Source organism: Marinovum sp. (genome assembly GCF_048263515.1).
Lineage (GTDB): Bacteria > Pseudomonadota > Alphaproteobacteria > Rhodobacterales > Rhodobacteraceae > Marinovum.
Genome location: NZ_JBLXEC010000013.1, coordinates 16,508 through 42,777 on the forward strand (window position 1 = coordinate 16,508; position 26,270 = coordinate 42,777).

At 66.5% G+C, this 26,270-nt stretch carries 23 protein-coding genes and 1 riboswitch; of the genes, 20 read left to right on the forward strand and 3 right to left on the reverse strand.

Annotation, left to right across the window (positions count from 1 at the left end):
• Positions 1–34 precede the first annotated feature (34 nt).
• From fabB to ACN0SE_RS12895, 3 genes are all read left to right on the forward strand, one after another.
• Positions 35–1,264 carry a beta-ketoacyl-ACP synthase I gene (gene fabB, locus ACN0SE_RS12885; protein WP_417524931.1) on the forward strand — a complete coding sequence of 410 codons (1,230 nt, stop codon included), beginning with the start codon at positions 35–37 and terminating at the stop codon, positions 1,262–1,264.
• 7 nt (positions 1,265–1,271) lie between these two features.
• Positions 1,272–2,063, forward strand: a complete 792-nt coding sequence (locus tag ACN0SE_RS12890) for an enoyl-ACP reductase FabI (protein ID WP_417524932.1) — start codon at positions 1,272–1,274, stop codon at positions 2,061–2,063.
• A 79-nt stretch (positions 2,064–2,142) separates the two neighbouring features.
• Positions 2,143–2,781, forward strand: a complete 639-nt coding sequence (locus ACN0SE_RS12895) for a hypothetical protein (protein WP_417524933.1) — start codon at positions 2,143–2,145, stop codon at positions 2,779–2,781.
• A gap of 1 nt (position 2,782) precedes the next feature.
• Here ACN0SE_RS12895 and ACN0SE_RS12900 read toward each other — a convergent pair whose 3' ends face one another.
• Positions 2,783–3,652, reverse strand: a complete 870-nt coding sequence (locus ACN0SE_RS12900) for a hypothetical protein (RefSeq protein ID WP_417524934.1) — start codon at positions 3,650–3,652, stop codon at positions 2,783–2,785.
• A 106-nt stretch (positions 3,653–3,758) separates the two neighbouring features.
• Here ACN0SE_RS12900 and miaB point away from each other — a divergent pair, with 106 nt between their 5' ends.
• Positions 3,759–5,090, forward strand: coding sequence for a tRNA (N6-isopentenyl adenosine(37)-C2)-methylthiotransferase MiaB (miaB, locus tag ACN0SE_RS12905; RefSeq protein ID WP_417524935.1), 1,332 nt, complete (start codon positions 3,759–3,761; stop codon positions 5,088–5,090).
• Positions 5,091–5,201: 111 nt separating this feature from the next.
• Here miaB and ACN0SE_RS12910 read toward each other — a convergent pair whose 3' ends face one another.
• The gene (locus ACN0SE_RS12910) at positions 5,202–5,543 is read right to left on the reverse strand and encodes a hypothetical protein (protein ID WP_417524936.1); all 342 of its coding nucleotides are present in this window, start codon (positions 5,541–5,543) and stop codon (positions 5,202–5,204) included.
• A gap of 494 nt (positions 5,544–6,037) precedes the next feature.
• Between ACN0SE_RS12910 and ACN0SE_RS12915 the strand changes: the two genes are divergently transcribed.
• The 15 genes from ACN0SE_RS12915 to ACN0SE_RS12985 all read left to right on the forward strand — a co-directional run bounded on the left by ACN0SE_RS12915 (position 6,038) and on the right by ACN0SE_RS12985 (position 23,416).
• Complete coding sequence (locus tag ACN0SE_RS12915) at positions 6,038–6,634, forward strand: OmpA family protein (protein ID WP_417524937.1); 597 nt, start codon at positions 6,038–6,040, stop codon at positions 6,632–6,634.
• Positions 6,635–6,647: 13 nt separating this feature from the next.
• The gene (locus ACN0SE_RS12920) at positions 6,648–6,959 is read left to right on the forward strand and encodes a hypothetical protein (RefSeq protein ID WP_417524938.1); all 312 of its coding nucleotides are present in this window, start codon (positions 6,648–6,650) and stop codon (positions 6,957–6,959) included.
• A gap of 148 nt (positions 6,960–7,107) precedes the next feature.
• Entirely contained in the window at positions 7,108–8,124 is a 1,017-nt protein-coding gene (locus ACN0SE_RS12925) for a PhoH family protein (RefSeq protein ID WP_417524939.1), read from the forward strand.
• A gap of 84 nt (positions 8,125–8,208) precedes the next feature.
• Complete coding sequence (gene ybeY, locus ACN0SE_RS12930) at positions 8,209–8,724, forward strand: rRNA maturation RNase YbeY (RefSeq protein WP_417524940.1); 516 nt, start codon at positions 8,209–8,211, stop codon at positions 8,722–8,724.
• A gap of 20 nt (positions 8,725–8,744) precedes the next feature.
• Positions 8,745–9,665 (forward strand): hemolysin family protein, encoded by a 921-nt coding sequence (locus tag ACN0SE_RS12935; protein WP_417525032.1) that lies wholly within the window; start codon positions 8,745–8,747, stop codon positions 9,663–9,665.
• A gap of 3 nt (positions 9,666–9,668) precedes the next feature.
• Positions 9,669–11,183, forward strand: coding sequence for an apolipoprotein N-acyltransferase (gene lnt, locus ACN0SE_RS12940; RefSeq protein WP_417524941.1), 1,515 nt, complete (start codon positions 9,669–9,671; stop codon positions 11,181–11,183).
• A gap of 36 nt (positions 11,184–11,219) precedes the next feature.
• A riboswitch (SAM-SAH riboswitch) is annotated at positions 11,220–11,267 on the forward strand.
• 6 nt (positions 11,268–11,273) lie between these two features.
• Complete coding sequence (metK, locus tag ACN0SE_RS12945; protein WP_417524942.1) at positions 11,274–12,440, forward strand: methionine adenosyltransferase; 1,167 nt, start codon at positions 11,274–11,276, stop codon at positions 12,438–12,440.
• A 200-nt stretch (positions 12,441–12,640) separates the two neighbouring features.
• Positions 12,641–13,099 (forward strand): GAF domain-containing protein, encoded by a 459-nt coding sequence (locus tag ACN0SE_RS12950; protein ID WP_417524943.1) that lies wholly within the window; start codon positions 12,641–12,643, stop codon positions 13,097–13,099.
• Positions 13,100–13,199: 100 nt separating this feature from the next.
• On the forward strand, positions 13,200–13,769 hold the full coding sequence (locus tag ACN0SE_RS12955; protein ID WP_417524944.1) for a helix-turn-helix domain-containing protein: 570 nt from the start codon (positions 13,200–13,202) through the stop codon (positions 13,767–13,769).
• A 25-nt stretch (positions 13,770–13,794) separates the two neighbouring features.
• On the forward strand, positions 13,795–16,230 hold the full coding sequence (locus ACN0SE_RS12960; protein ID WP_417524945.1) for a GcvT family protein: 2,436 nt from the start codon (positions 13,795–13,797) through the stop codon (positions 16,228–16,230).
• Positions 16,227–16,658 carry a DUF2867 domain-containing protein gene (locus tag ACN0SE_RS12965; protein WP_417524946.1) on the forward strand — a complete coding sequence of 144 codons (432 nt, stop codon included), beginning with the start codon at positions 16,227–16,229 and terminating at the stop codon, positions 16,656–16,658. Before ACN0SE_RS12960 ends, ACN0SE_RS12965 begins: the two co-directional genes overlap by 4 nt.
• A complete protein-coding gene (locus ACN0SE_RS12970) occupies positions 16,655–17,551 on the forward strand; it encodes a homocysteine S-methyltransferase family protein (protein WP_417524947.1) in 897 nt (298 codons plus the stop codon). The genes ACN0SE_RS12965 and ACN0SE_RS12970 overlap by 4 nt, the downstream gene beginning before the upstream one ends.
• A gap of 48 nt (positions 17,552–17,599) precedes the next feature.
• Entirely contained in the window at positions 17,600–20,047 is a 2,448-nt protein-coding gene (locus ACN0SE_RS12975; protein ID WP_417524948.1) for a GcvT family protein, read from the forward strand.
• 165 nt (positions 20,048–20,212) lie between these two features.
• Positions 20,213–21,826, forward strand: coding sequence for a hypothetical protein (locus ACN0SE_RS12980; protein ID WP_417524949.1), 1,614 nt, complete (start codon positions 20,213–20,215; stop codon positions 21,824–21,826).
• Between the two features lie 219 nt (positions 21,827–22,045).
• Entirely contained in the window at positions 22,046–23,416 is a 1,371-nt protein-coding gene (locus ACN0SE_RS12985; protein ID WP_417524950.1) for an aspartate aminotransferase family protein, read from the forward strand.
• A 51-nt stretch (positions 23,417–23,467) separates the two neighbouring features.
• On the opposite strand, the gene ACN0SE_RS12990 is transcribed toward ACN0SE_RS12985, so the two are convergent.
• The gene (locus ACN0SE_RS12990) at positions 23,468–25,513 is read right to left on the reverse strand and encodes an FAD-dependent oxidoreductase (RefSeq protein ID WP_417524951.1); all 2,046 of its coding nucleotides are present in this window, start codon (positions 25,511–25,513) and stop codon (positions 23,468–23,470) included.
• Positions 25,514–25,630: 117 nt separating this feature from the next.
• Here ACN0SE_RS12990 and ACN0SE_RS12995 point away from each other — a divergent pair, with 117 nt between their 5' ends.
• Positions 25,631–26,266: a TetR/AcrR family transcriptional regulator gene (locus ACN0SE_RS12995; protein ID WP_417524952.1), complete on the forward strand. Its 636-nt coding sequence runs from the start codon at positions 25,631–25,633 to the stop codon at positions 26,264–26,266.
• Positions 26,267–26,270: the final 4 nt, after the last annotated feature.

A 26,270-nucleotide genomic window follows, 5' to 3' on the forward strand; every position in this document is an offset into this window, starting at 1 on the left:
CACAGAACGCCAACAGGCCAAAGGGAGTGCATACATGCGCCGTGTCGTCGTCACTGGAATGGGGATCGTGTCCTCGATCGGCAACAATGTCGAAGAAGTGCTTGCCTCGCTCAAGGCGGGCAAATCAGGCATCACCGCCAACGAAGAGATGAAGGAACATGGCTTCCGCAGCCAGGTGGCAGGCAATATCAAGCTCGACGTCGCCGATCACGTCGACAAGCGCACCCTGCGCTTCATGGGGCCGGGGGCGGCCTATGCCCATATTGCCATGGGCCAGGCGATTGCCGATGCCGGGCTGGAAGAGGATGACATCGTCAACCCGCGCACCGGGCTGGTGGCAGGCTCCGGCGGGCCCTCGACCTCGGCCATGCTGGCGGCGCACCAGACCGTGCTGAAAAGCGGCGGCACCAAGCGGATCGGGCCCTTCGCAGTGCCCAAGACCATGTGTTCCACCGTCTCGGCCAACCTCTCGACCGCCTACAAGATCAAGGGCATCAACTACTCGATCACCTCGGCCTGCTCGACCTCGCTGCATTGCATCGGCAATGCCGCCGAGCAGATCATGATGGGCAAGCAGGACGTGATGTTCGCCGGCGGCGGCGAGGAACTGGACTGGACGCTGTCCTGCCTGTTCGACGCGATGGGCGCCATGTCCTCGAAATACAACGACACCCCCGAGAAGGCCTCTCGCGCCTTCGACAAGGACCGTGACGGCTTTGTCATCGGCGGCGGCGGCGGCATCGTCGTGCTGGAAGACCTGGAACATGCCAAGGCGCGGGGTGCCAAGATCTATGCCGAGGTCACCGGCTACGGCGCCACCAGCGACGGCGCCGACATGGTCGCGCCCTCGGGCGAGGGCGGCGAACGGGCGATGCGCGTCGCGCTCTCGACCCTGCCCGAGGGCCGCAAGGTCGGCTACATCAACGCCCATGGCACCTCGACCCCGGTGGGCGACGTCGGCGAGATCGAGGCGGTGCGCCGGGTCTTCGGCGAAGGCTCCACCCCGCCGGTGTCCTCGACCAAGTCGATGACCGGCCACAGCCAGGGCGCCACCGGCGCGCAGGAGGCGATCTACTGCCTGCTGATGCTCGAGCATGACTTCATCGCCCCTTCGATCAACGTCGAAAACCTCGACCCGGCGCTGAAACCGGAAGAGATCGCCACCGAACTGAAGGAAAACGCCGGCCTCGACTCCGTCATGACCAACAGCTTCGGCTTCGGCGGCACCAACGGCTCGATGATCCTCAGCAAGTACAAGGGCTGATCAGACAATGTCTCATTCCATGAAGGGCAAACGCGGGTTGATCATGGGCGTTGCCAACGAACGCTCGATCGCCTGGGGCATTGCCAAGGCGATGGCCGATGCAGGCGCCGAACTGGCCTTTACCTACCAGGGCGAGGCTTTCGGCAAGCGGGTCGAACCGCTCGCCGCCTCGGTCGGCTCTGATTTTCTGGTCGATGTCGATGTGACCGACGACGCCTCGCTGGACCAGGCCTTCGACAAGCTCGGCCAGCGCTGGCCGACGATCGACTTTCTGGTGCATGCGATTGCCTTTTCCGACAAGAACGAGCTGACCGGCCGGGTGCTGAACACCAGCCGCGAGAACTTCAAGAACTCGATGGACATCTCGGCCTATTCCTTCATCGAGGTCGCCCGCCGGGCGCATCCGCTGATGGTGGAGAACGGCGGCACGCTCTTGACGCTCACCTACATGGGCTCGAACCGGGTGACGCCGAACTACAATGTCATGGGCATCGCCAAGGCGGCGCTCGAGGCTTCGGTGCGTTACCTCGCCAATGATCTCGGCCCCGAGGGCATTCGCGTCAACGCCATCTCGCCCGGCCCGATGAAGACCCTCGCCGGTGCCGCCATCGGCGGCGCGCGCAAGACCTACAAGCACACCGACCAGAACGCGCCGCTGCGCTCCAACGCCACGCTCGAGGCGGTGGGCGGCACCGCGGTCTACCTGGCCTCGGACGCCGGCGCTTGCACCACCGGCGAGATCATTCGCGTCGACGGCGGCTTCCACGTGCTGGGCATGCCTCAAGCCGAGAACCTCTGAGCGGCGAAAAAAGCCCTCCGCCGCATCTCCGGCCTTTTCCCGCCCCGTTCCTGCCAAGGAGCGGGGCTAGTTTTTTGCCATGACACCAGATCAGGCTCTGAAAACCGCTCTTTTGGGCGATGCGCCCCAGGCGCGGGGAAAACCGGCAAAGCCCAGGCGGTCGCGCCGGTTTCGCTGGACACTCAAGCTCCTTGTCGTGGCGTTGTCGCTGATGGTCACCCGCGGGCTGATGCAGGCCCCCGAGGTGCGCGCGATGTTCAACGACGGCGTGGCCACGGTCCAGGCCTTCCTCGCCGAGGAACGCGCGCGCGTGGAGGCCAGCGCCGCCGCTGCCGTGGCCGACACCCTGCAAGGGATTGCCGAGGCGCCCAAGGCCGAAGAGGCGCCGATGTTCGAAGACCACGTCAAGGTCCGCCGCCCGACCGAGAGCACCGCGCCGCGGACGATTTCCGGTCCCGCCGCCGAGGTGCTGGCCGGCAATGCGCTGCTGATCGAGGGCGTGCCGGTGGTGATCGACGGTCTGGCCTGTGCGGCACCGGGCAGCGATGCCGGGCGGAAGGCGCTGCGCGGGATGCAGGACATCACCCGCGCGCAGACCCTGACCTGCCGAGTTACCGGCGCCCTGGGCGAACACGCGGTCAAGGCCAGTTGCACCCTCAAGGGCGGTCGTGATCTGGCCTCTGCGATGCAGGCCGACCGGCTCTGCGAGGCGGGCTAGCTCAGAACCACTGGCCGGGCTCCATCAGCCCCAGATCCAGCAATTGCCGCGAATGCCATTCAAACGGCACCGAGTTGTGCCACGTGAAGGCCTCGATGTCGAAGGTCGAGCCGGGGTTCAGCTTGAGCGCCTTGGCAGTGCGGAACGACGCCACCGCCGCCGTCAGGTTGTGGTGCCAGGGACAGGAATAGGTGTTGTATTCCTCGTCCGTGAAGGTGTGATCGGGGCGCATCACCAGCTTGGGCTTGGCCCGGAACAGCGCGATCCGGTCGATCTTGCGCCGGCTCTGGCTTACGTGTTCCTCATACCGCCAGCGCAGCCCGCCGTGAAAGTCGAGCTGCCGTTCCTTGGGATGGCCGTGGTTCTGGGGATCAGGGCGGGCCAGCGCGTAATAGCCGGTCCGGTCGAGATAGGCATCCTCGAGCGAGACGGCGTTGCCGTGCCGTCGCAGGTCGCCGGCATAGAGATCGACGACAAAGCTCAACATCGCGTCGCGCCGTTCCTCGGTGTGAAAGGCCAGCATCTCGCCGATGGTCCGCGTCTCGCAGAACGGGTAGAACAGGTATTCGGCGTTGTAGCCGTAATAGAGCCAGATATCGCCGGCCTGCGGGATCACCGCGTTGACGATGGTGTCGATGCCGCCGTCGCGGACATGGCTGTGATCGACCCGGTGGATGGTGTCGATCAGGTCCTCGGGCAGGGTCATGCGCTCGGGCATGAAGCCCACCACCGCCTTGAACCCCTGATACTGGTGATGGCGAAGCGTCGAGGCGACCTCGGCCTCGTCCTCGCAGAGGATCAGCGCCACCGGCCCCTTGGCCAGCGCGTCCTTGCCTCTGTCGAGGAAATCGGAAAGCGACGAATACTGCATCTGGGCCTCGTTTTGCCGCAGAATCGGTGAATTTTGTGTGCATTGCAAGAGAGGGGTCTTTTGATGTAGGCACGGCGCTCAGACGCGCGTCCGAGGAATCCCCGAAATGTCCGACTTGAAGCCCGAACCGAAGAAGCTCTTCATCAAGACCTATGGCTGTCAGATGAACGTGTATGACAGCGAACGCATGGCCGAGGCGCTGGGCGGGCAGGGCTATGTCGAGACGTCTTCGCCGGATGACGCCGACATGATCCTGCTCAACACCTGCCACATCCGCGAAAAGGCGGCCGAGAAGGTCTATTCCGAGCTGGGTCGTTACAAGGGGCTGAAGGCGGCGAAACCCGATCTCAAGATCGGCGTCGCCGGCTGTGTCGCCCAGGCCGAGGGCCAGGAAATCATGCGCCGCCAGCCGCTGGTCGATCTGGTGGTCGGCCCGCAGAGCTATCACCGCCTGCCGGAGATGGAGGCCAGGACGCGCGAAGGTGCCAAGGCGCTCGACACCGATTTTCCCGAGGAAGACAAGTTCGACAAGCTGCGCGCCCGGCCCAAGGCCGCGCGGGGCCCGACCGCCTTTCTCACCGTGCAGGAAGGCTGCGACAAGTTCTGCGCCTTCTGCGTCGTGCCTTATACCCGTGGCGCCGAGGTGTCGCGCCCGGTGGCACAAGTGCTGTCGGAGGCGCGCGATCTGGTGGAGCGTGGCGTGCGAGAGCTCACCCTGCTGGGCCAGAACGTCAACGCCTATCACGGCGCCGGCGAAGGCGGCGACTGGTCGCTGGCGCAATTGGTGCGGGCGCTGGCCGAGATCGACGGTCTGGCGCGCATCCGCTACACCACCTCGCACCCCAACGACATGAGCGACGACCTGATCGCGGCGCATGGCGAGTGCGACAAGCTGATGCCCTATCTGCACCTGCCGGTGCAGGCCGGGTCCGACAAGATCCTCAAGCGGATGAACCGCGCCCATACCGCAGAGAGCTATCTCAAGCTGATCGAGCGCCTGCGCGAGGTCCGCCCGGACCTGCACCTGTCTGGCGATTTCATCGTCGGCTTCCCGGAAGAGACCGAAGAGGATTTCCAGGCCACCCTCGACCTGATCCGCGCCGCCCGCTACGGCACCGCCTTTTCCTTCAAGTATTCCACCCGCCCCGGCACCCCCGCCGCCGAGCGTGACCAGGTGGCCGAGGACGAAAAAAGCGACCGGCTGCAGCGCCTTCAGGCGCTGATCAACCAGCAGCAGCGCGAGCTGCAGGATGCCATGGTCGGCCGCGAGGTCTCGGTGCTGTTCGAGAAGGAGGGGCGTCTGCCCGGGCAGATGGTGGGCAAGTCAGAATACCTGCACGCGGTGCATGTCGCCGATGCCGATGTGGCCCGGGGCGAGATCGCCCGCGTCCGCATCATCGAAAGCGGCCCGAATTCCCTCGCCGGCGTGCTGGTCTGAACGAAGCCCCCGTAGGGTGGGTTTCCAACCCACCGCCCCCGCAACCGCCCGCACAAACGAAATGGGCGAGCCAAAGGCCCGCCCCGTTTCCTGTTCCGAAACCCTCAGGTCTCAGTAATTGTGCTTCCGGTGCGAGGCGCGGTCGCGATAGATGCTCAGCATCGTCGCCTTCAGCCCTTCCGGATTGCCGACCAGCGCCTTGTCGCGGCAGACCCGCTCGGCAATGGCGTGGGCCGTGGGATATTCGTAGCCGACCGACACCAGGCTGTCGACGAAGACCGCGTTCGGCCGGTCCCAGATCACTTCGTGCCACGGGCCGCGGAAGCAGCTCACGACGATCTTGTTGCCGGTGGGGCCGTATTCGCCATGGTGTTTCTTGTGGTGCTTGCCACCCGCCATCGCGGGGGCCGCGAGTGCCGCGCAGACTGCGGCCAGTACAAGTGCTGTTTTCATGTATTTACCCTAACCTAAGTCAAAGGCCAATTCTTCGGCCAAGCAGACGCCCAGACAAACGCTGGCGCTCCGGTATGACGGGGCAGCCGGGCCAGCGTATCTCAACGAGACTGTCCCGAAGATTACTTGGCCGTTAACGTATACTAAAGAGAATTCTTGTATTGTTGCGTTTCCGGTGCCAATTCGGTCATTTTCGACCGATTGTCCGGTGAATCCCGGAATTCCCTTCGCCCTGCGGTGGTTGCGCCTGATTTTGCCCCACCTCGCACTTGTGTCTAAACGCCTGAGAACTCTTGAAGTATTTCGCGCCGCGGGCCGCCAGAGACGGACGATGTTGCGGGTGACCCTGCAAGTCACCGCAATATCTGGATTTTCTCCTTCACACCTATCAATTGTTTGCTAATCTGTTGATGTCAAATGAGTTCAGGCCGCGTCACAGGCGATTCTCTCGTGCCGGGGCTTTTGGGGGAAACACTTTTACAAGGGACATAGCTGTGGGGATCACCATCACCAAAGCCTTTCGCGCCGCTGCCACCGGTTGCGCCACCATTGCCGTTGCCGCCCTGCTGACGGCCAGCCTGGCCGAGGCGCAGGGCTTCGGGCGGGACACACCGTCGCAACGGGGCCGCGACAAGGGCCAATACATTCCGAACATCGTGCTGACGCCCGATGGCTGCGAGGTCTGGGCCGCCGATGACGGCGCCGAGGGCTATGCCTCGAACCGGCTGACCCGCAAGGGCACGCCGATCTGCCACGACGTCAGCCCCTGCGGCATGGTGAACACCGACCAGTTCTTTGCCACCGACAGCTATCGCATCCACAAGCAGGGCCGGGCGCGGCTGCAGGAGTTCTTCCGCAATTCCACCGCCTTCGCCTATACGATCGTCGGCCATACCGACAGCCGGGCCAGCCACGAATACAACCTTCGCCTCAGCTACAACCGTGCCATCGCGGTGGCCCAGGTGGCGGAATCGGTGGGCGCCAGGATCGCGGATGTCCGCGGCATGGGCGAAACCGCGCCGGTGGCCCCCAACAGCTCGACCGACGGCATGGCGCGCAACCGCCGCGTCGAAATCCTGTGCTTCCAGTAAGGGGACAAGAGACATGAAACTCGTCAAACTCTGTGCCGCCCTCTCGCTGGGCGTTCTGGTCTCGGCCTGCGACGAAGGCCTGCGCGGCTATCCCGCCGACAAGACCATCGACCGCGGGATCAACGCGCATTCGCTGAAGTCGCTGAAATGGGGCGTCTATGTCGACCCGGACGGCTGCGATCACTGGATCTCCGACGACGGCGTCGAGGGCTACCAGGTCAACCGGCTCGACCGCTACGGCAAGCCGGTCTGCTCGGGCGTCGCCCCGCCGACCTATACCGCCGGCGACTTCAAGGGCGGCTCGCCGATCCCCGATCCTAACTGATCTTTCGGCGTGATCCTGACCATCCAGACAGCCGCGGAGCCTCTCCGCGGCTGTTTTTCGTGACCGCGCGGTGACATTTCCATCCGCCCCCTTGCCAAGCCCCGCGCACTCGGCCACGCTCGACCCAAGATATCCGACGGAGACCCCCTTGAGCGCACCGCATCTTGATGACCCGATCACCCCTGACACCCTGCAGGAGACGGTGCTTGAGTTCCCTGACAACCGCTTGCTGATCGACCTCTGCGGTGAATTCGACGCCAATCTCGCCGCTATCGAATCGCGGCTCTCGGTGCAGATCCTGCGGCGCGGCAATCACCTCGCCGTCCTGGGCGAGGCCGAGGCCCGGGCCGAGGCCGCCGCCGTGCTGACCTCGCTCTACGAACGGCTCGAGGCCGGCCGCCCGGTCGAGACCGCCGACATCGACCGCGAATTGCGCATGGGCCCCTCGGGCGAGGCCGCGGCGCCGATGGGCGGCGACCAGCTCGACATGTTTCCCAAGGGCGCGGTCGAGATCAAGACCCGCAAGAAACTGGTCGAACCGCGCACCGACGCGCAAAAGGCCTATGTCCAGAGCCTGTTCGAAAAGGAACTGGCCTTCGGCATCGGCCCGGCCGGCACCGGCAAGACCTATCTCGCCGTCGCGGTCGGCGTGAACATGTTCATCAACGGCCATGTCGACAAGATCATCCTGTCGCGCCCCGCGGTCGAGGCCGGCGAAAAGCTGGGCTACCTGCCGGGCGACATGAAGGACAAGGTCGATCCCTACATGCAGCCGCTCTACGACGCGCTGAACGATTTCCTGCCCGCCAAACAGCTGGCCAAGCTGCTCGAGGAAAAGAAGATCGAGATCGCGCCGCTGGCCTTCATGCGCGGCCGCACGCTGGCCAATGCCTTCGTTGTCCTCGACGAGGCGCAGAACGCCACCTCGATGCAGATGAAGATGTTCCTCACGCGCCTGGGCGAAGGCTCGCGCATGGTGATCACCGGCGACCGCACCCAGATCGACCTGCCGCGCGGGGTGCAATCGGGGCTCGCCGATGCCGAACGCCTGCTCAAGACCATCCCCAAGATCGCCTTCAACTACTTCACCGCCAAGGACGTGGTGCGCCACCCGCTGGTCGCCGCCATCATCGAGGCCTACGACAAGGACGCCGAAGCGCCATGAGCCACGGCCATCGGGGCACTCCCCGGGTCTTCTTCTGTTTGCAAATACCGCGGGGTCCGGGGCAGAGCCCCGGCGATCAGCCAGATGCTCACCGACACGATCCTTGAAGACGACCGCTGGCAACAGGCCGGGCTGGAGACGCTGGCCGAAACCGCGGCGCAAGCCACCCTGTCGCACCTGGGTCTCCCGTCATCGCACTTTGAAATCGCCGTGCTCGCCTGCGACGATGCCCGCATCGCCGTGCTCAACGCCGATTTCCGCGGCAAGCCCCAGCCCACCAATGTTCTGAGCTGGCCGGAAGAGGACCTTGCTCCCGACATGCCCGGCAGCCCCCCCGAAGAGCCGCCGCAAGGCGGCGAGGAGGACCCGCATCATCTGGGCGACATCGCCATCGCCTGGGAGACCTGCGACCGCGAGGCCAAAGAGCAGGGCAAGCCATTTGCCGCTCATGTGACCCACCTGATGGTGCACGGGGTCTTACATCTGCTCGGGTTTGACCATATCCGCGACAAGGATGCCACTTTGATGGAGGCACATGAGCGTGCCATACTTGGCAAACTGGGCATAGCAGACCCATATAGGAGCGATCAGGGCCCATAAGGCTCGCAACGGACAGAATGATGGACGACACAGACCCCAGCTCTAACGCAGCGCAACGCGCGCTCCCCGACCCCGAGTCAGATGCCAGTCAGCGTCCCGGCCTTTTCAGCCGGGTGTTTTCGGCACTGCTGCCCTCTGACGGCACCGACGAGGGCGAGACCGGCAACGGCCTGACCTCGCCGATGCCGCAGACCCATGGCATGATCAACCTCCGCCGCCTCGCGGTCGAGGATGTGGCCATCCCCAAGGCCGATATCGTCGCCGTGCCGGTGACCATCACCCGCGACGATCTCGTCGACGTGTTCCGCGACAGCGGGCTGTCGCGGCTGCCGGTCTACAACGGCACGCTCGACACGCCCGTCGGCATGGTCCACCTCAAGGACTTCGCGCTCAAGCACGGCTTCAACGGCAAGGGCGGGCGGTTCTCGCTCAAGGCCATGCTGCGGCCGCTACTCTACGTGCCGCCGTCGATGCCGATCGGCGTGCTGCTGACCAAGATGCAGGCCGAGCGGCGCCACATGGCGCTGGTGATCGACGAATACGGCGGCGTCGACGGCTTGGTGACCATCGAGGACCTGATCGAACAGGTGATCGGCGAGATCGAGGATGAACACGACCTCGACGAGGACAAGCTCTGGACGGTCGAGAAATCCGGCACCTACCTCGCGCTGGCCAAGACCCCGCTCGACGAGTTCCAGGCCGAGATCGGCATGGACCTCACCGCCACCGACCAGGTCGATGCCGAAGAGATCGACACCCTCGGCGGGTTGGTCTTCGTGCTGGCCGGTCACGTGCCGGCGCGCGGCGAGATGGTGCCCCATCCCGACGGGCCGGAATTCGAGGTGGTCGACGCCGACCCCCGCCGGATCAAGCGGCTCAGGGTCCGGCTCCAGGCGCTGCCCCGAAACCCCACCGACCCGGTGATCGCGGATGCCTCCTGAGGCATGAGCTCGGTTTCAGTCCAGCAGGTGCGCCGGCATCCCTGGCGCCACCGGTTCGCTGTGGCCGGGGCCGGGGCGCTTGTCGCCGCCGGCCTGGCGCCACTGGGCTGGGCGGTGCTGGCCTTTCCGGCGCTGATCGCGCTCTTTGCCCTTGCCGGCGGTGAGCGCGCGCCGTGCCGCGCCGCCGTTCTCGGCTGGTGGGCCGGCACCGGCTATTTCGCCGCCGGGCTGCACTGGATCGTCGAACCCTTCCTGATCGAGCCCGAGATCTATGGCTGGATGGCGCCTTTCGGTCTGATCGGCCTCGCCGGCGGGCTGGCGCTGTTCTGGGGGCTGGGCTTCTGGGCCGCCGCACGGCTGGGCGGCGGGCCGCTGCGGCTGGCGCTGGCGCTCTCCATCGTCGAACTGGCGCGCGGCCATGTGCTCACCGGCTTTCCCTGGGCGCTGCCCGGCTACATCTGGACCGAGACCACGCTGGCGCAGCTTGCCGCCTTCATCGGGCCCTACGGTCTCACCGCCCTGACAGTCTCCATGGCCGCGCTTCCGGTCTGGCTCTGGCAGCGCAGGCCCTCACGGCGCGGCGCGGCGCAGGCGCTGGGCCTTACCACCGGGCTGGGCGCGCTGCTCTGGCTCTGTGCCCTTGCCCAGGGCAACCGCCCAGTGCCAGCGCCTGCCGACGATGCGCCGGTGCTGCGGCTGGTCCAGCCTAATGCGCCGCAACACCAGAAGTGGGACCCGGAGATGATCCCGGTGTTCTTCAACCGCATGGTGAGCTTTTCCGCCGAGGCGCCGCGCCCCGACTTGATCCTCTGGCCGGAAAGCGCCGTGCCGGTGCTGCTCGAGGACGCCGATCCGACGCTGGAATATATCTCCGAGGCCGCCGGCGGCGTGCCGCTGCTGCTGGGCATCCAGCGCTCCGACGACGAGGCCTTCTACAATTCGGCTGTTCTGACCGACGACACCGGCCGGGCCGTGCAGACCGCCGACAAGTTCCATCTTGTGCCCTTTGGCGAATACATGCCGTTCCCCGAGTTATGGCGGCGTCTCGGCATCTCGGGCCTCGCCGCGCGGGTCGACACCGGCTATGGTGCCGGCCCCGGGCCTTCGCTGCTTGATCTGGGTTTCGCCCAGGCGCTGCCGCTGATCTGTTACGAGGCAGTCTTTCCGCAATACCCCCGCCACACCCCGCGCGCCGATGTACTGATCCAGCTGACCAATGACGCCTGGTTCGGCGCCTATACCGGGCCTTACCAGCACCTGGCCCAGGCGCGGATGCGGGCGATCGAGACCGGCATCCCGCTGGTCCGCGCCGCCAATACCGGCGTTTCGGCGGTGATCGACGCCAGGGGGAACATGCTGCATTCCCTGCCGCTCAACACCGCGGGCTTCCTCGACGCGCCGCTGCCGCCGGCCCTGCCGCCGACGCTTTATGCAAGGACGGGCGAGGTGCCGCTCGTGGTGTTGCTGATAGCTCTCGCCGGGTTCGCAATCGTCAGGCGCCGGTGCATTGGGGATTGACGATATCCCGCACGCAGCATAACGCGTCGGTTCATTCGGGCGTCACAACGGCTTCCTGGCGTGACGCCGGCAATCAATGGAGCAATACCCATGACCCGTCAGAATTACGTCTTCACCTCCGAGTCGGTCTCGGAAGGGCACCCCGACAAGGTCTGTGACCGGATCTCCGATGCGGTGCTCGACGCGCTGCTCGCCGAGGATCCGATGGCCCGCGTCGCCTGCGAAACCTTTGCCACCTCCGGTCTCGTGGTGATCGGCGGCGAGGTCGGTCTGACCGACCAGGAGTTGCTCAAGAACTACATGGGCCGGATCGGCCAGATCGCCCGCGACTGCATCCGCGAGATCGGCTACGAGCAGGAGAAGTTCCACTGGAACACCTGCCACGTGCTGAACTTCCTGCACGAGCAATCGGCACATATCGCCCAGGGCGTCGACAAGGATGGGGCCGGCGACCAGGGCATCATGTTCGGCTATGCCACCGACGAGACGCCCGAGCTGATGCCGGCGCCGATCCAGTACGCCCATGCGATCCTGCGCCGCCTGACCGAGGCGCGCAAATCCGGTGTCGAGCCGACCCTGCGCCCGGATGCGAAATCGCAGATCTCGGTGCGCTACGAGGATGGCAAGCCGGTGGGCGTGACCTCGATCGTGCTGTCGACACAGCACGAGAGCGAGTTCCAGAAATCCGCCGACATCCGCGCCATCGTCGAGCCTTACATCCGCGAAGTGCTGCCGTCTGACTGGATCACCGAGGAGACCGAATGGTGGGTCAACCCGACCGGCACCTTCGTGATCGGCGGACCGGATGGTGACGCCGGTCTCACCGGCCGCAAGATCATCGTTGACACCTACGGCGGCGCGGCCCCGCATGGCGGCGGCGCGTTTTCCGGCAAGGACCCGACCAAGGTCGACCGCTCGGCGGCCTATGCGGCGCGCTACGTGGCCAAGAACGTCGTGGCCGCCGGCCTCGCCGAGAAATGCCAGGTGCAGCTCTCCTACGCCATCGGCGTGGCCAAGCCGCTGTCGATCTACGTCGACACCTTCGGCACCGAGAAGGCCGACGTCGAGGCGATCGAACGGGCGATCCCGCGGGTCATGGACCTGACACCGCGCGGCATCCGCGAGCACCTGGACCTTGCCAAGCCGATCTATGCCCGCACCGCGGCTTATGGCCACTTCGGCCGGGCGCCCGAGGAAGACGGCGGCTTCAGCTGGGAAAAGACCGACCTTGTCGAGGCGCTGAAGAAAGAAGTCTGAGGACGGGCCTGTTGCCCCGCTGCGGTATAGTGGCGGGGCGGGGGGGCGTGACCGCGGGCGTTTTGAAAATGGGGGCTTCGCCCTCAGGTTTTTTTGAGAGAGAGGGGGGCTTTGCCCCCCGGCCTGCGGCCTCCCCCCAAGGGTATTTGTGAACAGAAGAAGGATCTTGCGGGGGTCTTTCTGGCAAGTGGGGGGGCGTGATGGCGCGCATCAAGTATTCCGAGATTTTAAAGACGCTGGCGGCGCTCACCGAAGGGGAGAGCGACGAGGTTGCGCTTATGGCGACCATGGTCTGCGAGCTGCACCATGCGGATGACCGGTTCGACTGGACCGGGTTCTACCGGGTGACCGGGCCGGAGATGCTGAAGATCGGGCCGTACCAGGGCGGTCATGGCTGCCTGACGATTCCGTTTTCGCGCGGCGTCTGTGGCGCGGCGGCGCGTACTGGCGAGGTGCAACTGGTCGCGGATGTCGACGCGTTCCCCGGCCATATTGCCTGCGCCTCGTCGACCCGGTCGGAGATCGTGCTGCCGGTGCGGCGCGGCGATGGCACGCTGATCGGCGTGCTGGATATCGACAGCGATCAACCGGCGGCGTTCGACGCCGAGGATGCCCGCGCCTTGAGCGGCCTTCTGGCGCAGGTGTTCGGCAAGCTGTAGGCGCCGCGCCGCGGCGTGAAAAAAGCTTGAGAAATTTCACGACTCGCACCACTGTGAAAAACAGGCCCAGAATTTCACGGGCTTGGACAGGGCGTGCGGGATGGACCTTCACAATACCAACAGCCAGAGCCTTGGGGCCGATCTGCGGGCGCTGCGGCACGCGCGCGGGCTGACCCTGGCGCAGCTGGCGGCGCGGCTGGGCCGGTCGGTCGGCTGGCTGAGCCAGGTGGAGCGCGACCTCTCCGAGCCCTCGATCAGCGACCTGCGCCAGATCGGTGCGGCGCTCGGGGCGCCGATTTCCATGCTGTTCGGTCATGCGCCGATCCCGGCCGACGAGGCTGGCCTCGTGGTGCGGCGTGACGCCCGCCGGCGGCTGGGCTCTGGCGCGGCGGGGCTGGTGGAGGAGCTGCTCTCGCCCGATCTGACCGATGATTTCGAGATGGTGCATTCCACCTTCCTGCCGCGCAGCGAGATCGGCGAGACCGTGACCCGCCCGACCCAGGAGGTGGGCTACGTGATCTCCGGCCGGCTCGACCTCGAGATCGGCCCGCGCAGTTTCAGCCTGAACCCCGGCGACAGCTTCCGCATTCGTGGCGAGCCGTTTCGCTGGGCCAATCCCCATGACGAGCCGGCGGTGGTGATCTGGGTGATCGCCCCGCCGGTCTATTGACAGCATCAGCCAGAGGACGCGTTTCATGAGCGATTTCCCCACACAGGCCCGCGTGGTCATCATCGGCGGCGGCGCCGTTGGCGCTTCCTGCGCCTATCACATCGCCAAGGCGGGGTGGGACGTTGTGCTGCTGGAGAAGAACGAGCTGACCGCCGGCAGCACCTGGCATGCGGCGGGCAATTGCCCGAACTTCTCGACCTCCTGGGCGGTGATGAACATGCAGCGATATTCGCTGGAGCTGTATCGACGGCTCTCGGACGAGGTCGATTATCCGATGAACTATCATGTCACCGGCTCGATCCGGCTGGGGCACTCGCGTGAGCGGATGATGGAATTCGAGCGGGCCTGCAGCATGGGCAACTACCAGGGGCTGTCGTTGGAGATGATGCAGGTCGGCGATCTGAAGGACCGCTACCCGTTCCTCGAGACGCATGATCTGGCGGGCGCTCTGTATGACCCCGATGACGGCGATATCGACCCGGCGCAGCTGACCCAGGCGCTGGCGCGCGGGGCCCGGCAGGCAGGCGCGCGGATCGAGCGCTTCTGCCCGGCGACCGGGGTGACCCGCAGGAACGGCCAGTGGATCGTGCACACCGACAAGGGCGACATTACCTGTGAAAAGGTGGTGAATGCCGCCGGCTATTATGCCCAGCGGGTGGGCGAGTGGTTCAAGCCCTATGGCGGGCGCACGGTGCCGATGGTGGTGATGAGCCACCAGTATTTCCTGACCGAGCCGGTGCAGGAGATCGAGGACTACACCAGGGAGCACGGCAAGCTGCCGCTGTTGCGCGATGTCGACAGCTCATACTACCTGCGGCAGGAGAAGACCGGGCTCAACCTTGGCCCCTATGAGCGCAACTGCAAGGCGCATTGGGTCACGCCGGAGGATCCGATGCCCGAGGATTTCTCGTTCCAGCTCTATCCCGACGATCTCGACCGGCTGGAATGGTATATCGAGGATGCCATGGCGCGGGTGCCGATCCTTGGGGCCTCTGGCGTCGGCCGTGTCATCAACGGCCCGATCCCCTATGCACCCGACGGCTTGCCGCTGATCGGGCCGATGCCGGGCGTGCCCGATGCCTATGAGGCCTGCGTCTTTACCTTCGGCATCACCCAGGCGGGGGGCGCCGGCAAGGTGCTGGCGGAATGGGTGACCGAAGGCCAGACCGAATGGGACATGTGGGCCGTCGATCCACGGCGCTACACCGATTACACCGATCCCGATTATTGCGAGGCCAAGGCCAAGGAGACCTATGGCCACGAATACGCCATGCATTTCCCGCATCACCGCTGGCCCGCCGCGCCGGACCGCAAGCTGTCGCCGCTGCATGGCCGGCTGAAGGAGGCCGGGGCGCAGTTCGGGGTCTACAACGGCTGGGAGCGGGCCAACTGGTTCGCGCAGCCCGGGGATGACACCTCGGAAGAGGCGACCGAGACCTGGGCGCGCTCAGGGCCATGGGAGCCGCGGGTCAGGGAGGAATGCGAAGCGGTGCGCGACACCTGCGGCATCCTCGCGATTTCGGGCTTCACGCGGCTCAAGGTCGAGGGGCCGGGCGCGCGGGACTTCGTCGACAGTCTCACCGCCTCGCGCCTGCCCAAGGAGGGGCGGGTGGGCCTGTGTTACTTCCCCGACAACCGCGGCCGCATCCTGACCGAAATGACCGCCATGGTGCATGGGCCCGACGAGGTCGGGCTGATCACCGCCGCCGTGGCGCAATGGCATGACGCCGAGCTGCTCTGGCGGCAGGCGCCCGAGGGGATCACCGTGACCGATCATTCGAAAGAGGTCGAATGCCTGCTGGTCACCGGTCCCAAGGCGCGGGACATCCTCGGGCCGTTGACCGATCACGACCTGACCAAGCCCTGGCTCTCGGTCAGTTTCGAGGGGCAGGTGGCGGGCAAGCCCTGCGCGCTGCTCCGCGTGTCCTTTGCCGGTGAGCTGGGCTGGGAAATCCATTGCGCCGCCGAGGATGCCCCGGCGATCTGGGATGCGGTGACCGGGGCTGGTGCGAAACCCTTCGGCATGTTCGCGCTGAACTCGCTGCGGCTGGAAAAGGGCTACCGGGCGTGGAAGGGCGATCTGTCGACCGATTACAGCCTGCTCGAAGGCGGGCTCGACCGCTTCATCGACTGGTCCAAGGATTTCCCCGGCAAACCCGCGCTCGAGGCCGAAAAGCAGCAGGGCCCGGCCAAGCGCTGCATCGCGCTGAAGATCGACGCAGGTGACTGTGATGCGCCTTACATGGCGACGCTCTGGAAGGGTGACGAGGTGGTGGGCGAGGTCACCTCGGGCGATTGGGGTTACCGCGTCGGCGGCTCGGTGGCGCTGGCGATGCTGCGCGCCGACTTGGCCGAGCCGGGTAGCGAGATCGAGGTCGACATCTACGGCGAACGCCGCAAGGCCGAGGTGCAGGCCGCCGGATCGCTCTGGGATCCGAAGAACGAGCGGATCCGGGCATGACATTTGCCCGCCCGATTCGCCCGCCGGACTGGCAGGACAGCCACGCCGGCCCTGTCGCGCCGCGGATCGAGACTGCGCGGCAGGCCTATGAGGAAGGCTTTCTGCGGCTGCCCGGCTGGGTGTCGACGGCAATGCGGCTGCGCAATCGCGCCATGGCGCGTTTCGGTCTGCGGACCGAGAGCAGCGCGGGCGGCTCTGGCAAGGCGATGATGCTGTCGCTGCCGGTCCTGAGCGAGACGGCAGAGCGCTACGAGGTCGGCCTGCCGGACCGGCACCTGACCTTTACCATCCTCACCGAACGGACAGCAGCGGGCGCCCGGCTAACCACCTCGATCTGGTTCAACCACTGGGCCGGGCGGGTCTATCTGGCGGCGGTGCTGCTGCCGCACAAGATCATCGTGAAACGGGCATTGCGAGGTTTGAGATGACTGACATCACCCTTCTTGACGGCGGCATGGGGCAGGAGCTGGTGCACCGGGCCGGTGACCAGCCGACGGCGCTCTGGTCGACGCGGGTCATGATGGACCATCCCGGGCTGGTGGCCGAGGTGCATGGCGATTTCTTTGCCGCCGGCGCCACCATCGCCACCACCAACACCTATGCCATCCTGCGCGACCGGCTGCGTCATGCCGGCGTCGAAGAGAGCTTCCACGAACTGCACGACCGCGCGCTGGGCGAGGCCGAGCGTGCCCGCGCCGCGTATGGCTCTGGCCGGATCGCCGGGGCGGTGGGGCCGATCGGCGCCTCCTACCGTCCCGATCTGCACCCCGCGCGCGACGAGGCCCTGGCGATCTACAGCGAGATTGCCGGCATCCTCGCGCCCCGGGTCGACCTGATCCTCTGCGAAACCGTGGCCTCCTTGGCGCATGCCCGCGACATCCTCGACGCCACCGTGCCGGAGGGCAAGCCGGTCTGGCTGGCCTGCACCGTCGATGACGAGGACGGCAGCCTGCTGCGCTCTGGCGAGCCGGTGGCCGAGGCGGCGCAGATTGCCAAGGCGCATGGCGCCGCCGCCGTGCTGGCCAATTGCTCGGCGCCAGAGGCGATCGCCGCGGCGCTTGATGGTCTGGCCACGGCGGGCCTGCCTTATGGCGCCTATGCCAACGGCTTCACCCAGATCACCAAGGATTTCCTCAAGGCCAATCCCACCGTCGACGCGCTCTCGGCCCGACGTGACATGGGGCCGGAGACCTATGCCGATCACGCCATGCAATGGGTCGCCCATGGCGCCACGCTTGTCGGCGGCTGCTGCGAGGTCGGCCCGGCGCATATCGCCGAGATCGCCCGCCGGCTGACGGCCGCCGGCCACACCCTGATCTGAACCCATCGTCCTGACCCGCCTGGCCCCCCGGCCGCAAGGAGCTCTGCCATGCCCAACCTTCCCACACAGGCCCGCGCCGTCATCATCGGCGGCGGTGTCATCGGCTGTTCCGTCGCCTATCACCTGACCAAGCTCGGCTGGACCGACGTGGTGCTGCTGGAACGCAAGCAGCTGACCTCCGGCACCACCTGGCATGCCGCCGGGCTGATCGCGCAGCTCCGCGCCACTGTCAACATGACCCGGCTGGCAAAATACAGCCAGGAGCTCTACGGCGCGCTGGAGGAAGAGACCGGCGTTGCCACCGGCTTCAAGCGGGTGGGCTCGATCACCGTGGCGCTGACCGACGAGCGGATGGAGGAACTGGCGCGCTCTGCCGGCATGGCGCGGGCCTTTGGCGTCGATATCGAGGAGATCGGGCCCCAGGAGGTTGGCGCGCGCTACGGCCATCTCAACCTCGACGGCGTGGTGGGCGGCGTCTATCTGCCCAAGGACGGGCAGGGCGACCCGGCCAATATCGCCCTGGCGCTGGCCAAGGGTGCGCGGCAGCGCGGCGCCACCGTGGCCGAGCGCACCAAGGCCACCGGCGTCAGCCGCGAGGGCACGCGCATCACCGGCGTCGACTGGCAGGGCGAGGATGGCACCAGCGGTCATATCGCCTGTGACCACGTCATCAACTGCGCCGGCATGTGGGGCCGCGAGGTGGGCCGGATGCTGGGCACCAACGTACCACTGCACGCCTGCGAACACTTCTACATCGTGACCGAGGCGGTGCCGGGGCTGACCCAGCTGCCGGTGCTGCGGGTGCCGGACGAATGCGCCTACTACAAGGAAGACGCCGGGAAGATCCTGCTCGGTGCCTTTGAACCGGTGTCGAAACCCTGGGGCATGCAGGGCATCCCGGAAAGCTTCGAGTTCGACCAGCTGCCAGAGGATTTCGACCATTTCGAACCGATCCTCGAGCGGGCGGTCAACCGCATGCCGATGCTGGCCGCGGCCGGTATCCACACCTTTTTCAACGGCCCCGAAAGCTTTACCCCCGATGACGCCTATCACCTGGGTCTCTGCCCGGGGATGGAGAACGTCTGGGTCGCCGCCGGCTTCAACTCGATCGGCATCCAGTCGGCCGGCGGGGCGGGCATGGCGCTGGCGGAATGGATGGACAGCGGCGAGAAGCCCTTTGATCTGGGCGATGTCGACATTTCCCGCATGGCGCCGGTACAGGGCAACGGGCAATACCTTTTCGAGCGCTCGAAAGAGACGCTGGGCCTGCTCTATGCCGACCACTACCCCTATCGGCAAAAGGCCACCGCCCGCGGCGTCCGCCGCACGCCGTTCCATGCGCATCTGGCCGAACGCGGCGCTGTCTTTGGCGAGCTGGCAGGCTGGGAGCGGGCGAACTGGTTTGCCGACGACGGCCAGACGCCGGAATACGAGTACTCCTGGAAGCGCCAGAACTTCTTTGACAATGTCGCGCGCGAGGTCGCGGCGGTGCGCACGGGCGTCGGCATGTACGACATGGCCTCTTTCGGCAAGCTGCGGGTCGAGGGGCCGGATGCCGAGGCCTTCCTCAACCATGTCTGCGGCAATGACATGTCGGTGCCGGCGGGGCGGATCGTCTATACCCAGTTCCTGAATGCGCGCGGCGGGATCGAGGCGGATGTCACCGTCACCCGGCTGAGCGAGACCGCCTATCTGGTGGTCACCCCCGCCGCCACGCGGCTGGCCGACGAGACCTGGCTGCGCCGCCACCAGGGTGAGTTCCGCGCGACGATCACCGACATGACCGCCGCCGAGGGCGTGCTGGCGGTGATGGGGCCGAATGCCCGCAAGCTGCTGCAGGCGGTCTCGCCCAATGATTTCTCGAACGAGGTCAATCCCTTCGGCACGGCGCAGGAGATCGAGATCGGCATGGGGCTGGCCCGTGCGCATCGCGTTTCCTATGTCGGCGAGCTGGGCTGGGAGCTTTATGTCAGCACCGACATGGCGGCACATGTCTTTGAGGTGCTGGCCGAGGCCGGGGCCGACCACGGGCTCAAGCTCTGCGGGATGCACATGATGGATTGCGCCCGGATCGAGAAAGCGTTTCGCCACTTCGGCCATGACATCACCTGCGAGGACCATGTGCTCGAGGCGGGGCTCGGCTTTGCGGTCAAGACTACCAAGCCCGATTTCATCGGTCGCGACGCGGTTCTGCGCAAGAAGGAGGCCGGGCTCGCGCGGCGGCTTGTGCAGTTCCGGCTGACCGATCCCGAGCCGCTGCTCTATCACAATGAGCCGATCCTGCGCGACGGCGAGATCGTGGGCTATCTGTCCTCCGGCGCCTATGGCCACCACCTGGGCGGGGCGATCGGGCTGGGCTATGTGCCCTGCGTCGGCGAGAGCGCGGCCGAGGTCAAGGCGTCGCGCTACGAGATCGACGTGGCGGGGCGGCGGGTGCCGGCAGAGGCGTCACTGCGGCCAATGTACGATCCCGGCAATGACCGCATGCGGGCCTGATTTCAGGGCAAAATTCCGCCGGATCTGACGCGCGGGTCACGAAAATCCGCCGTCAGACCGCTCAAGTTGCACGTTTTCACGATTATTTCACGCAGGGGTCGCGTGGACGGCTGGCAGAAACATGCGACAAACGTCATCAAGACCGCAAAAATTAGGGGCGGACAGGTGGCCGGCGTATACGAATTCAGATTTTTCGGCACCTTTTCGGTGCATGCGCCCGACGGTCGGGACGTCACGCCGCGCGGCTCCAAGGCGCGGGCCGTGCTGGCACTTCTGGCCTCGGCCCAGGACCTGCGCCGGGGACGGCGCTGGATCGAAGGCAAGCTCTGGAGCGACCGCTCCCAGACCCAGGCCAGCGGCTCGCTGCGCCAGACATTGAGCCAGATCCGTGCCGCGCTGCCTTCGGATGACACGCTGTTTCAGGCCAGCCGGCTGATCGTCTGGCTCGAAGAGGGGCGGGTGCGTACCGACCTCGATCCGATCAACGGCCTGCCGCGCGCCGACCGCGAGATGCTCGAAGGTCTGACGATCCGCGATCCGGAATTCGTCAAGTGGAAGGACGAGATGATCGCCCGGCATGCCCTCAGCGCCGCACCGGCGATGGCCCAGGTTCGCCGCCCGCGCGAAACCGTTGGCCTCGTGATCCGCAGCGCGCCAGCGGGCGAAGGCCCGGCGACCGAACGCATCACCGGTCAGATCCTCGCTGACCAGGTGGCCAAGAGCCTCGAAGAGCGGTTCTCGGTGCTGCGCTATGCCTGGGGCGAGAAGATGCCCGCCGACCTGATGCCCGACATCGAGGTGCGCTGCGACGTGGCCGAGGACGGCGGCCGCGCGGTGGCCTTTCTCAGGGTCGAGAACGGCCGCGACGGGCGGGTGATGTTCTCGGACTATCGCAGCATGACTGGCCCAGTGACCCAGATGATCAGCGCCGAGACGATCACCGGTCTGGCGCATTCCGCCGCCTCGCGCATAATGCACCGGCTGCCGGCGATGGTGCCGCTCGACCGGCCAGAGGCCGCGGCGGCGGGCTTTGCCAGCCTCGGCATGCGCAAGATGGCACAGTTCGACCGGCATTCGCTGCAGGAGGCGCAGCAGTTCTTCCGCAGCGCCCATGAGGCCGACGGCAACGGCGTCTACCTCGCCTGGCAGGCCTTTGCCCGCATGGCCGAGCTGAACGAGACGACGCATGGCGCGACGCTGGCCGACCGCGAGGAGACCAATGCGCTGGTCACCCAGGCGCTGGAGAGCGCCTCCGACAATGCACTGGCGATCTCGCTGGCGGCGCTGACCCGGATCGGGCTGCAGGCCGATCCTTCCGATACCGCCGATCTCGCCATGCAGGCGATCCAGTGGAACCAGAACAACCTCTTCGCCCAGCAGACCCTTGCGCTGGCGCACAGCACCCTTGGCAACCCGGCCGAGGCCTATCGCCTGTCGACCGAGGCGCGCCGGGCCGAGCCTGACGACGACCTCGGCCATCTCTGGGACCTCTTTCATGCGCTGGTCTGCATCTCTGCCGGCAAGCTTGATGAGGCCCGCAATGCCGCCGCCCGCGCCAGCCTGGCGGCGCCCGGTTTCATCACCCCGCGGCGGCAGCTGGTGGCGCTTTGTGCCCATGCCGGCGACATCAAGGGGGCGCAGCGCTATCTCCGCCAGATCCAGGCGCTGGAGCCCGGCTTCACCCTCGATCGCTTCCTCACCGATCCGCAATATCCGGTGCCCACGCTGCGCCGTGCCGGGCTGATCGCGCCGCTGCGCAAGGGTGCGCTCACCGACTGAGCCAAGCCGTCTTGCAATCGCCGATCCGGCGTGAAACGCTCGGCTCACGTTGGTGCAACACCCCTGACGTTTCCCGCCCGATCCGCCGCGTCTGTCGCGGCGGCCCCAGCGGTGCAGCTTGCTTGCAAGCGGCGCGGCCCGGGCGCGTTCGGGGGTCTGCGATGTGTTTGAGGAAGAAGCAGGGCAGGCCCCGGGCCACCCCCTGCGGAAAGGATGATCATGCTGAAGAACGACATGCTCGAGCAATGGGACCGGGAGAATTTCTTCCACCCGTCGACCCACCTTGCCGAGTTCGCCAGGGGCAACCTGCCGCAACGGGTGGTGACCACCGGCGACGGCTGTCACATCGAGGACCGCGAGGGCAACCGCCTGCTCGACGCTTTCGCCGGGCTTTACTGCGTGAACGTCGGTTACGGCCGCAAGGAGATCGCCGAGGCGATCTCGGCCCAGGCGCATGAGCTGGCCTATTACCATTCCTACGTCGGTCACGGCACCGAGGCCTCGATCACCCTGTCCAAGATGATCCTCGACCGGGCGCCGGACCATATGTCCAAGGTCTACTTCGGCCTTGGCGGATCGGATGCGAACGAGACCAACGTCAAGCTGATCTGGTACTACAACAACATCCTCGGCCGCCCCGAGAAGAAGAAGATCATCTCGCGCTGGCGCGGCTATCACGGCTCCGGCCTTGTGACCGGCTCGCTGACCGGGCTCGAGCTCTTTCACAAGAAGTTCGACCTGCCGCTGGCGCAGGTGGTCCACACCGAGGCGCCGTACTACTTCCGCCGCGAGGACCAGAGCCAGAGCGAGGCGCAGTTCGTGGCCCATTGCGTGGCCGAGCTGGAGGCGCTGATCGAGCGCGAAGGTGCCGACACCATCGCCGCCTTCATCGGCGAGCCGGTGCTGGGCACCGGCGGCATCGTGCCCCCGCCCGAAGGTTACTGGGCGGCGATCCAGGAGGTGCTGGCCAAGCACGACATCCTGCTGGTGGCCGACGAGGTGGTGACCGGCTTCGGCCGTCTCGGCACGATGTTCGGCTCCGAGCACTACGGGTTGAAGCCCGACCTGATCACCATCGCCAAGGGGCTGACCTCGGCCTATGCGCCGCTCTCGGGTTCGATCGTGTCGGAGAAGATGTGGAAGGTGCTGGAGCAGGGCACGGATGAGAACGGCCCGATCGGCCATGGTTGGACCTATTCCGCCCATCCGATCGGCGCGGCGGCGGGCGTCGCCAACCTCAAGCTGATCGACGAGCTGGGGCTGGTGATGAACGCCGGCGAGACCGGCGCCTATTTCAACAAGGTGATGACCGAGGCGCTAGGCGAACACGTCCACGTCGGCGACGTGCGCGGCGCCGGCATGATGTGCGCGGTGGAATTCGTCAAGGACCGCGACAGCCGCAGCTTCTTTGACGCCAGCGACAAGATCGGCCCGCAGGTGGCCGCCGCGCTGCTGGAGCAGGGCGTGATCGGCCGCGCGATGCCGCAGGGCGATATCCTGGGCTTTGCACCGCCCTTCTGCCTGTCGCCGGCCGAGGCCGACGAGGTGGCCGAAAAGACCCGCGTTGCGGTGACCAAGGTGCTCGGCTGAGCCTGTGAAACGGCCGGGCGGCCCTCGGGCCGCCCGGTTCCCGGGGCCGGCCTATGCCACCCGCATCAGCCGCAGCGCATCATGGATCGCCGCATGGGTGTTGCGCGACGACACCGCGTCACCGATCCTGAATAGCTGGAAAAGACCCTCGGGATTGGTCCGCAGCGCCTGCGGGCGGCCCTCGATCAGCGCGGCATGATCGACCTCGCCCAGGTTCACCGACTGCGGACGCAGCGCGACATAGAGATCGTCGAGCGGCCGAGTGCCGTTGTTGATCACCACCTGGTCATAGGTCGCCTTGCGCTGCACCGCGCTGTAATCGCTGCCGAATGTCGCCTCGATCCGGTTGCCGGCGCGGGCGAGGCCCAAGAGCCGCGTGGCGACGGTGAGCCGCGCGCCATGGTCCTGCAGCGCGCGCATGTAGGGCGTCAGGTTCATCCCCATGATGTCGACCGCAAAGCTGCGGTCGGGCGTCGCCACCTCGACCTCGGCGCCGGCACGCGCCGCCAGTTCGGCGGCCTGCAGCCCGGGGTGATCGCCGCTCTCGTCATAGACCAGCACCTGGCCCGCCGGCTTCACATCGCCGCTGATCAGATCCCAGGTCGAAAGCGCGAGCGATTGCTCACCTTGCTGTTCCAGCAGTTCGAGGTTGGGCAGCCCGCCAGTCGCCACGATCACCAGATCGGGCGAGAGCGCGATGACGTCCCCGGCGTCGGCGAAACTGTTGAAGTGAAAGCGCACGTCGCGGGCGGCGCATTGCGCCATGCGCCAGTCGATGATGCCGATCATTTCGCGCCGCCGCGGGCTTTGGGCGGTCAGCCGGATCTGGCCGCCGGGGTCTGGTGCGGCCTCGAAGACCGTCACCGCGTGGCCCCGCTCTGCCGCCACCCGCGCGGCCTCGAGCCCTCCGGGCCCGGCACCGACCACCACCACCCGGCGCGGCGTCTCGGCCGGAGGGATCTCATGCGGCATCTGCAACTCGCGCCCCGTGGAAGGATTGTGAATGCAGAGCGCCTCGGCGCCTTCGTAGATCCGGTCGAGGCAATAGGTGGCGCCGACGCAGGGGCGGATGTCATGCTCGCGCCCCTCGGTGATCTTCTGCACGATCTGCGGATCGGCCATATGGGCGCGGGTCATGCCCACCATGTCGAGCAGCCCGGCCGAGACGGCGTGGCGCGCCGTTGCCACGTCGGGAATGCGCGCGGCGTGAAAGGTCGGCAGGCCGGTGGCGGCGCGCACCGACCCCGCGAAATCCAGATGCGGCGCGCTGGGCATGCCCTGCACCGGGATGACATCGGTCAGCGCGGGATCGGTGTGGATGCGGCCGCGGATCACGTTGAGGAAATCGACCTGGCCCGTGGCCTTGAGCCGCTGCGCGATCTCCAGCCCTTCCTCGGGCGTCGTGCCGCCCGGCGCAGCCTCGTCGGCGGTAAAGCGGAAGCCGACAATGAAGTCTGGCCCCACCCGATCGCGGATCGCCGCCAGCACCTCGAGCGAAAACCGCAGGCGGGTGTCGAGGCTCCCGGGGCCATAGTCGCCTTCCATCCGGTTGGTCAGCGGCGACCAGAATTGTTCCAGCAGGTGGCCGTAGCATTCCAGCTCGATCCCGTCCATGCCACCGGCCTGCATCCGCTCGGCGGCATCGGCGAAATCATTGATCACGCGGGAAATATCCCAGTCCTCCATCACCTTGGGAAAGGCCCGGTGCGCCGGTTCCCGATGCGGGCCGGGGGCGATCGAGGGCAGCCAGTCGCCCTTGTTCCAACCGGTGCGCCGGCCCAGGTGGGTGAGCTGGATCATCGCCGCGCAGCCGTGTTCGTGCAGCGCATCGGTGAGCCGGCGGACCCAGGGCACCACCTCGTCGCGATAGGCCAGGATGTTGTTGAAAGCCGGCGGGCTGTCGCGCGAGACCGAGGCCGACCCGGCCGTCATCGCCAGTGCCACACCGGCCTTGGCACGCGCCTCGTGATAGGCGCGGTAGCGGTCCTTGGGCATGCCGTCCTCGGGGTAGGCGGGTTCATGCGCGGTGGTCATGATGCGGTTGCGCAGGGTCAGATGCCTGAGCTGGTAGGGCTGGAGAAGCGGGTCGTTGGACATGCGGCGGCTCCCTGTTCACGGCTCGACGATGACCGCGCTGTGCAGACCTGTCAATAAAATGTTCAGCACTGTCTATTTCTGTTGAGGCAAGGTGCTGGTTGGCCTAGCCTTGCCGTCATGGAGACAGGCAAACCCGCGACCGAGAAGACCGAAGGCTGGCGCGGCTCGCGCGAGCTCTGGCTGAATGCGGCCAGCGCCGCCTTTGTCGCGGGGGGCGAGGCGGCGGTGAAGATCCAGCCTCTGGCGCAGCAGTTGAAGCTGTCGCGGACCTCCTTCTACTGGTTCTTCAAGGACCGCGACGCACTGCTCGCCGCGCTGCTCGACCATTGGGAGGCGGTCAATACCGCTGCCATTGAGAGGGCCTGCGCCGCCTATGCCGAGTCCCTGACCGAGGGCGTGCTGAACCTGCTGTTCGAATTCCTCGACGAGCGCGCCTTTGATCCGCGCTTCGATTTTGCGGTGCGCGGCTGGGCGATCCGGTCAGAGGCGGTGAATGCCCGCGTCGCCCGCGCCGATGCCGCGCGCATTGCCGCGATCCGCGGGCTCTTCGAGCGATTCGGCCTCACCGGAGAAGGCGCCGACGTGCGCGCACATGCGGTCTATCTGGTGCAGATCGGCTATATCTCGATGCAGATCACCGAAACGCTGGAGACCCGCCTGAAACGGGTGCCGCATTACGTACGGACCTATACCGGCGAGGCGCCGTCAGAGCGCGAGATGGCGCGGTTTCGTGCGCGGCTGGGGCAGGGCTGAGAGC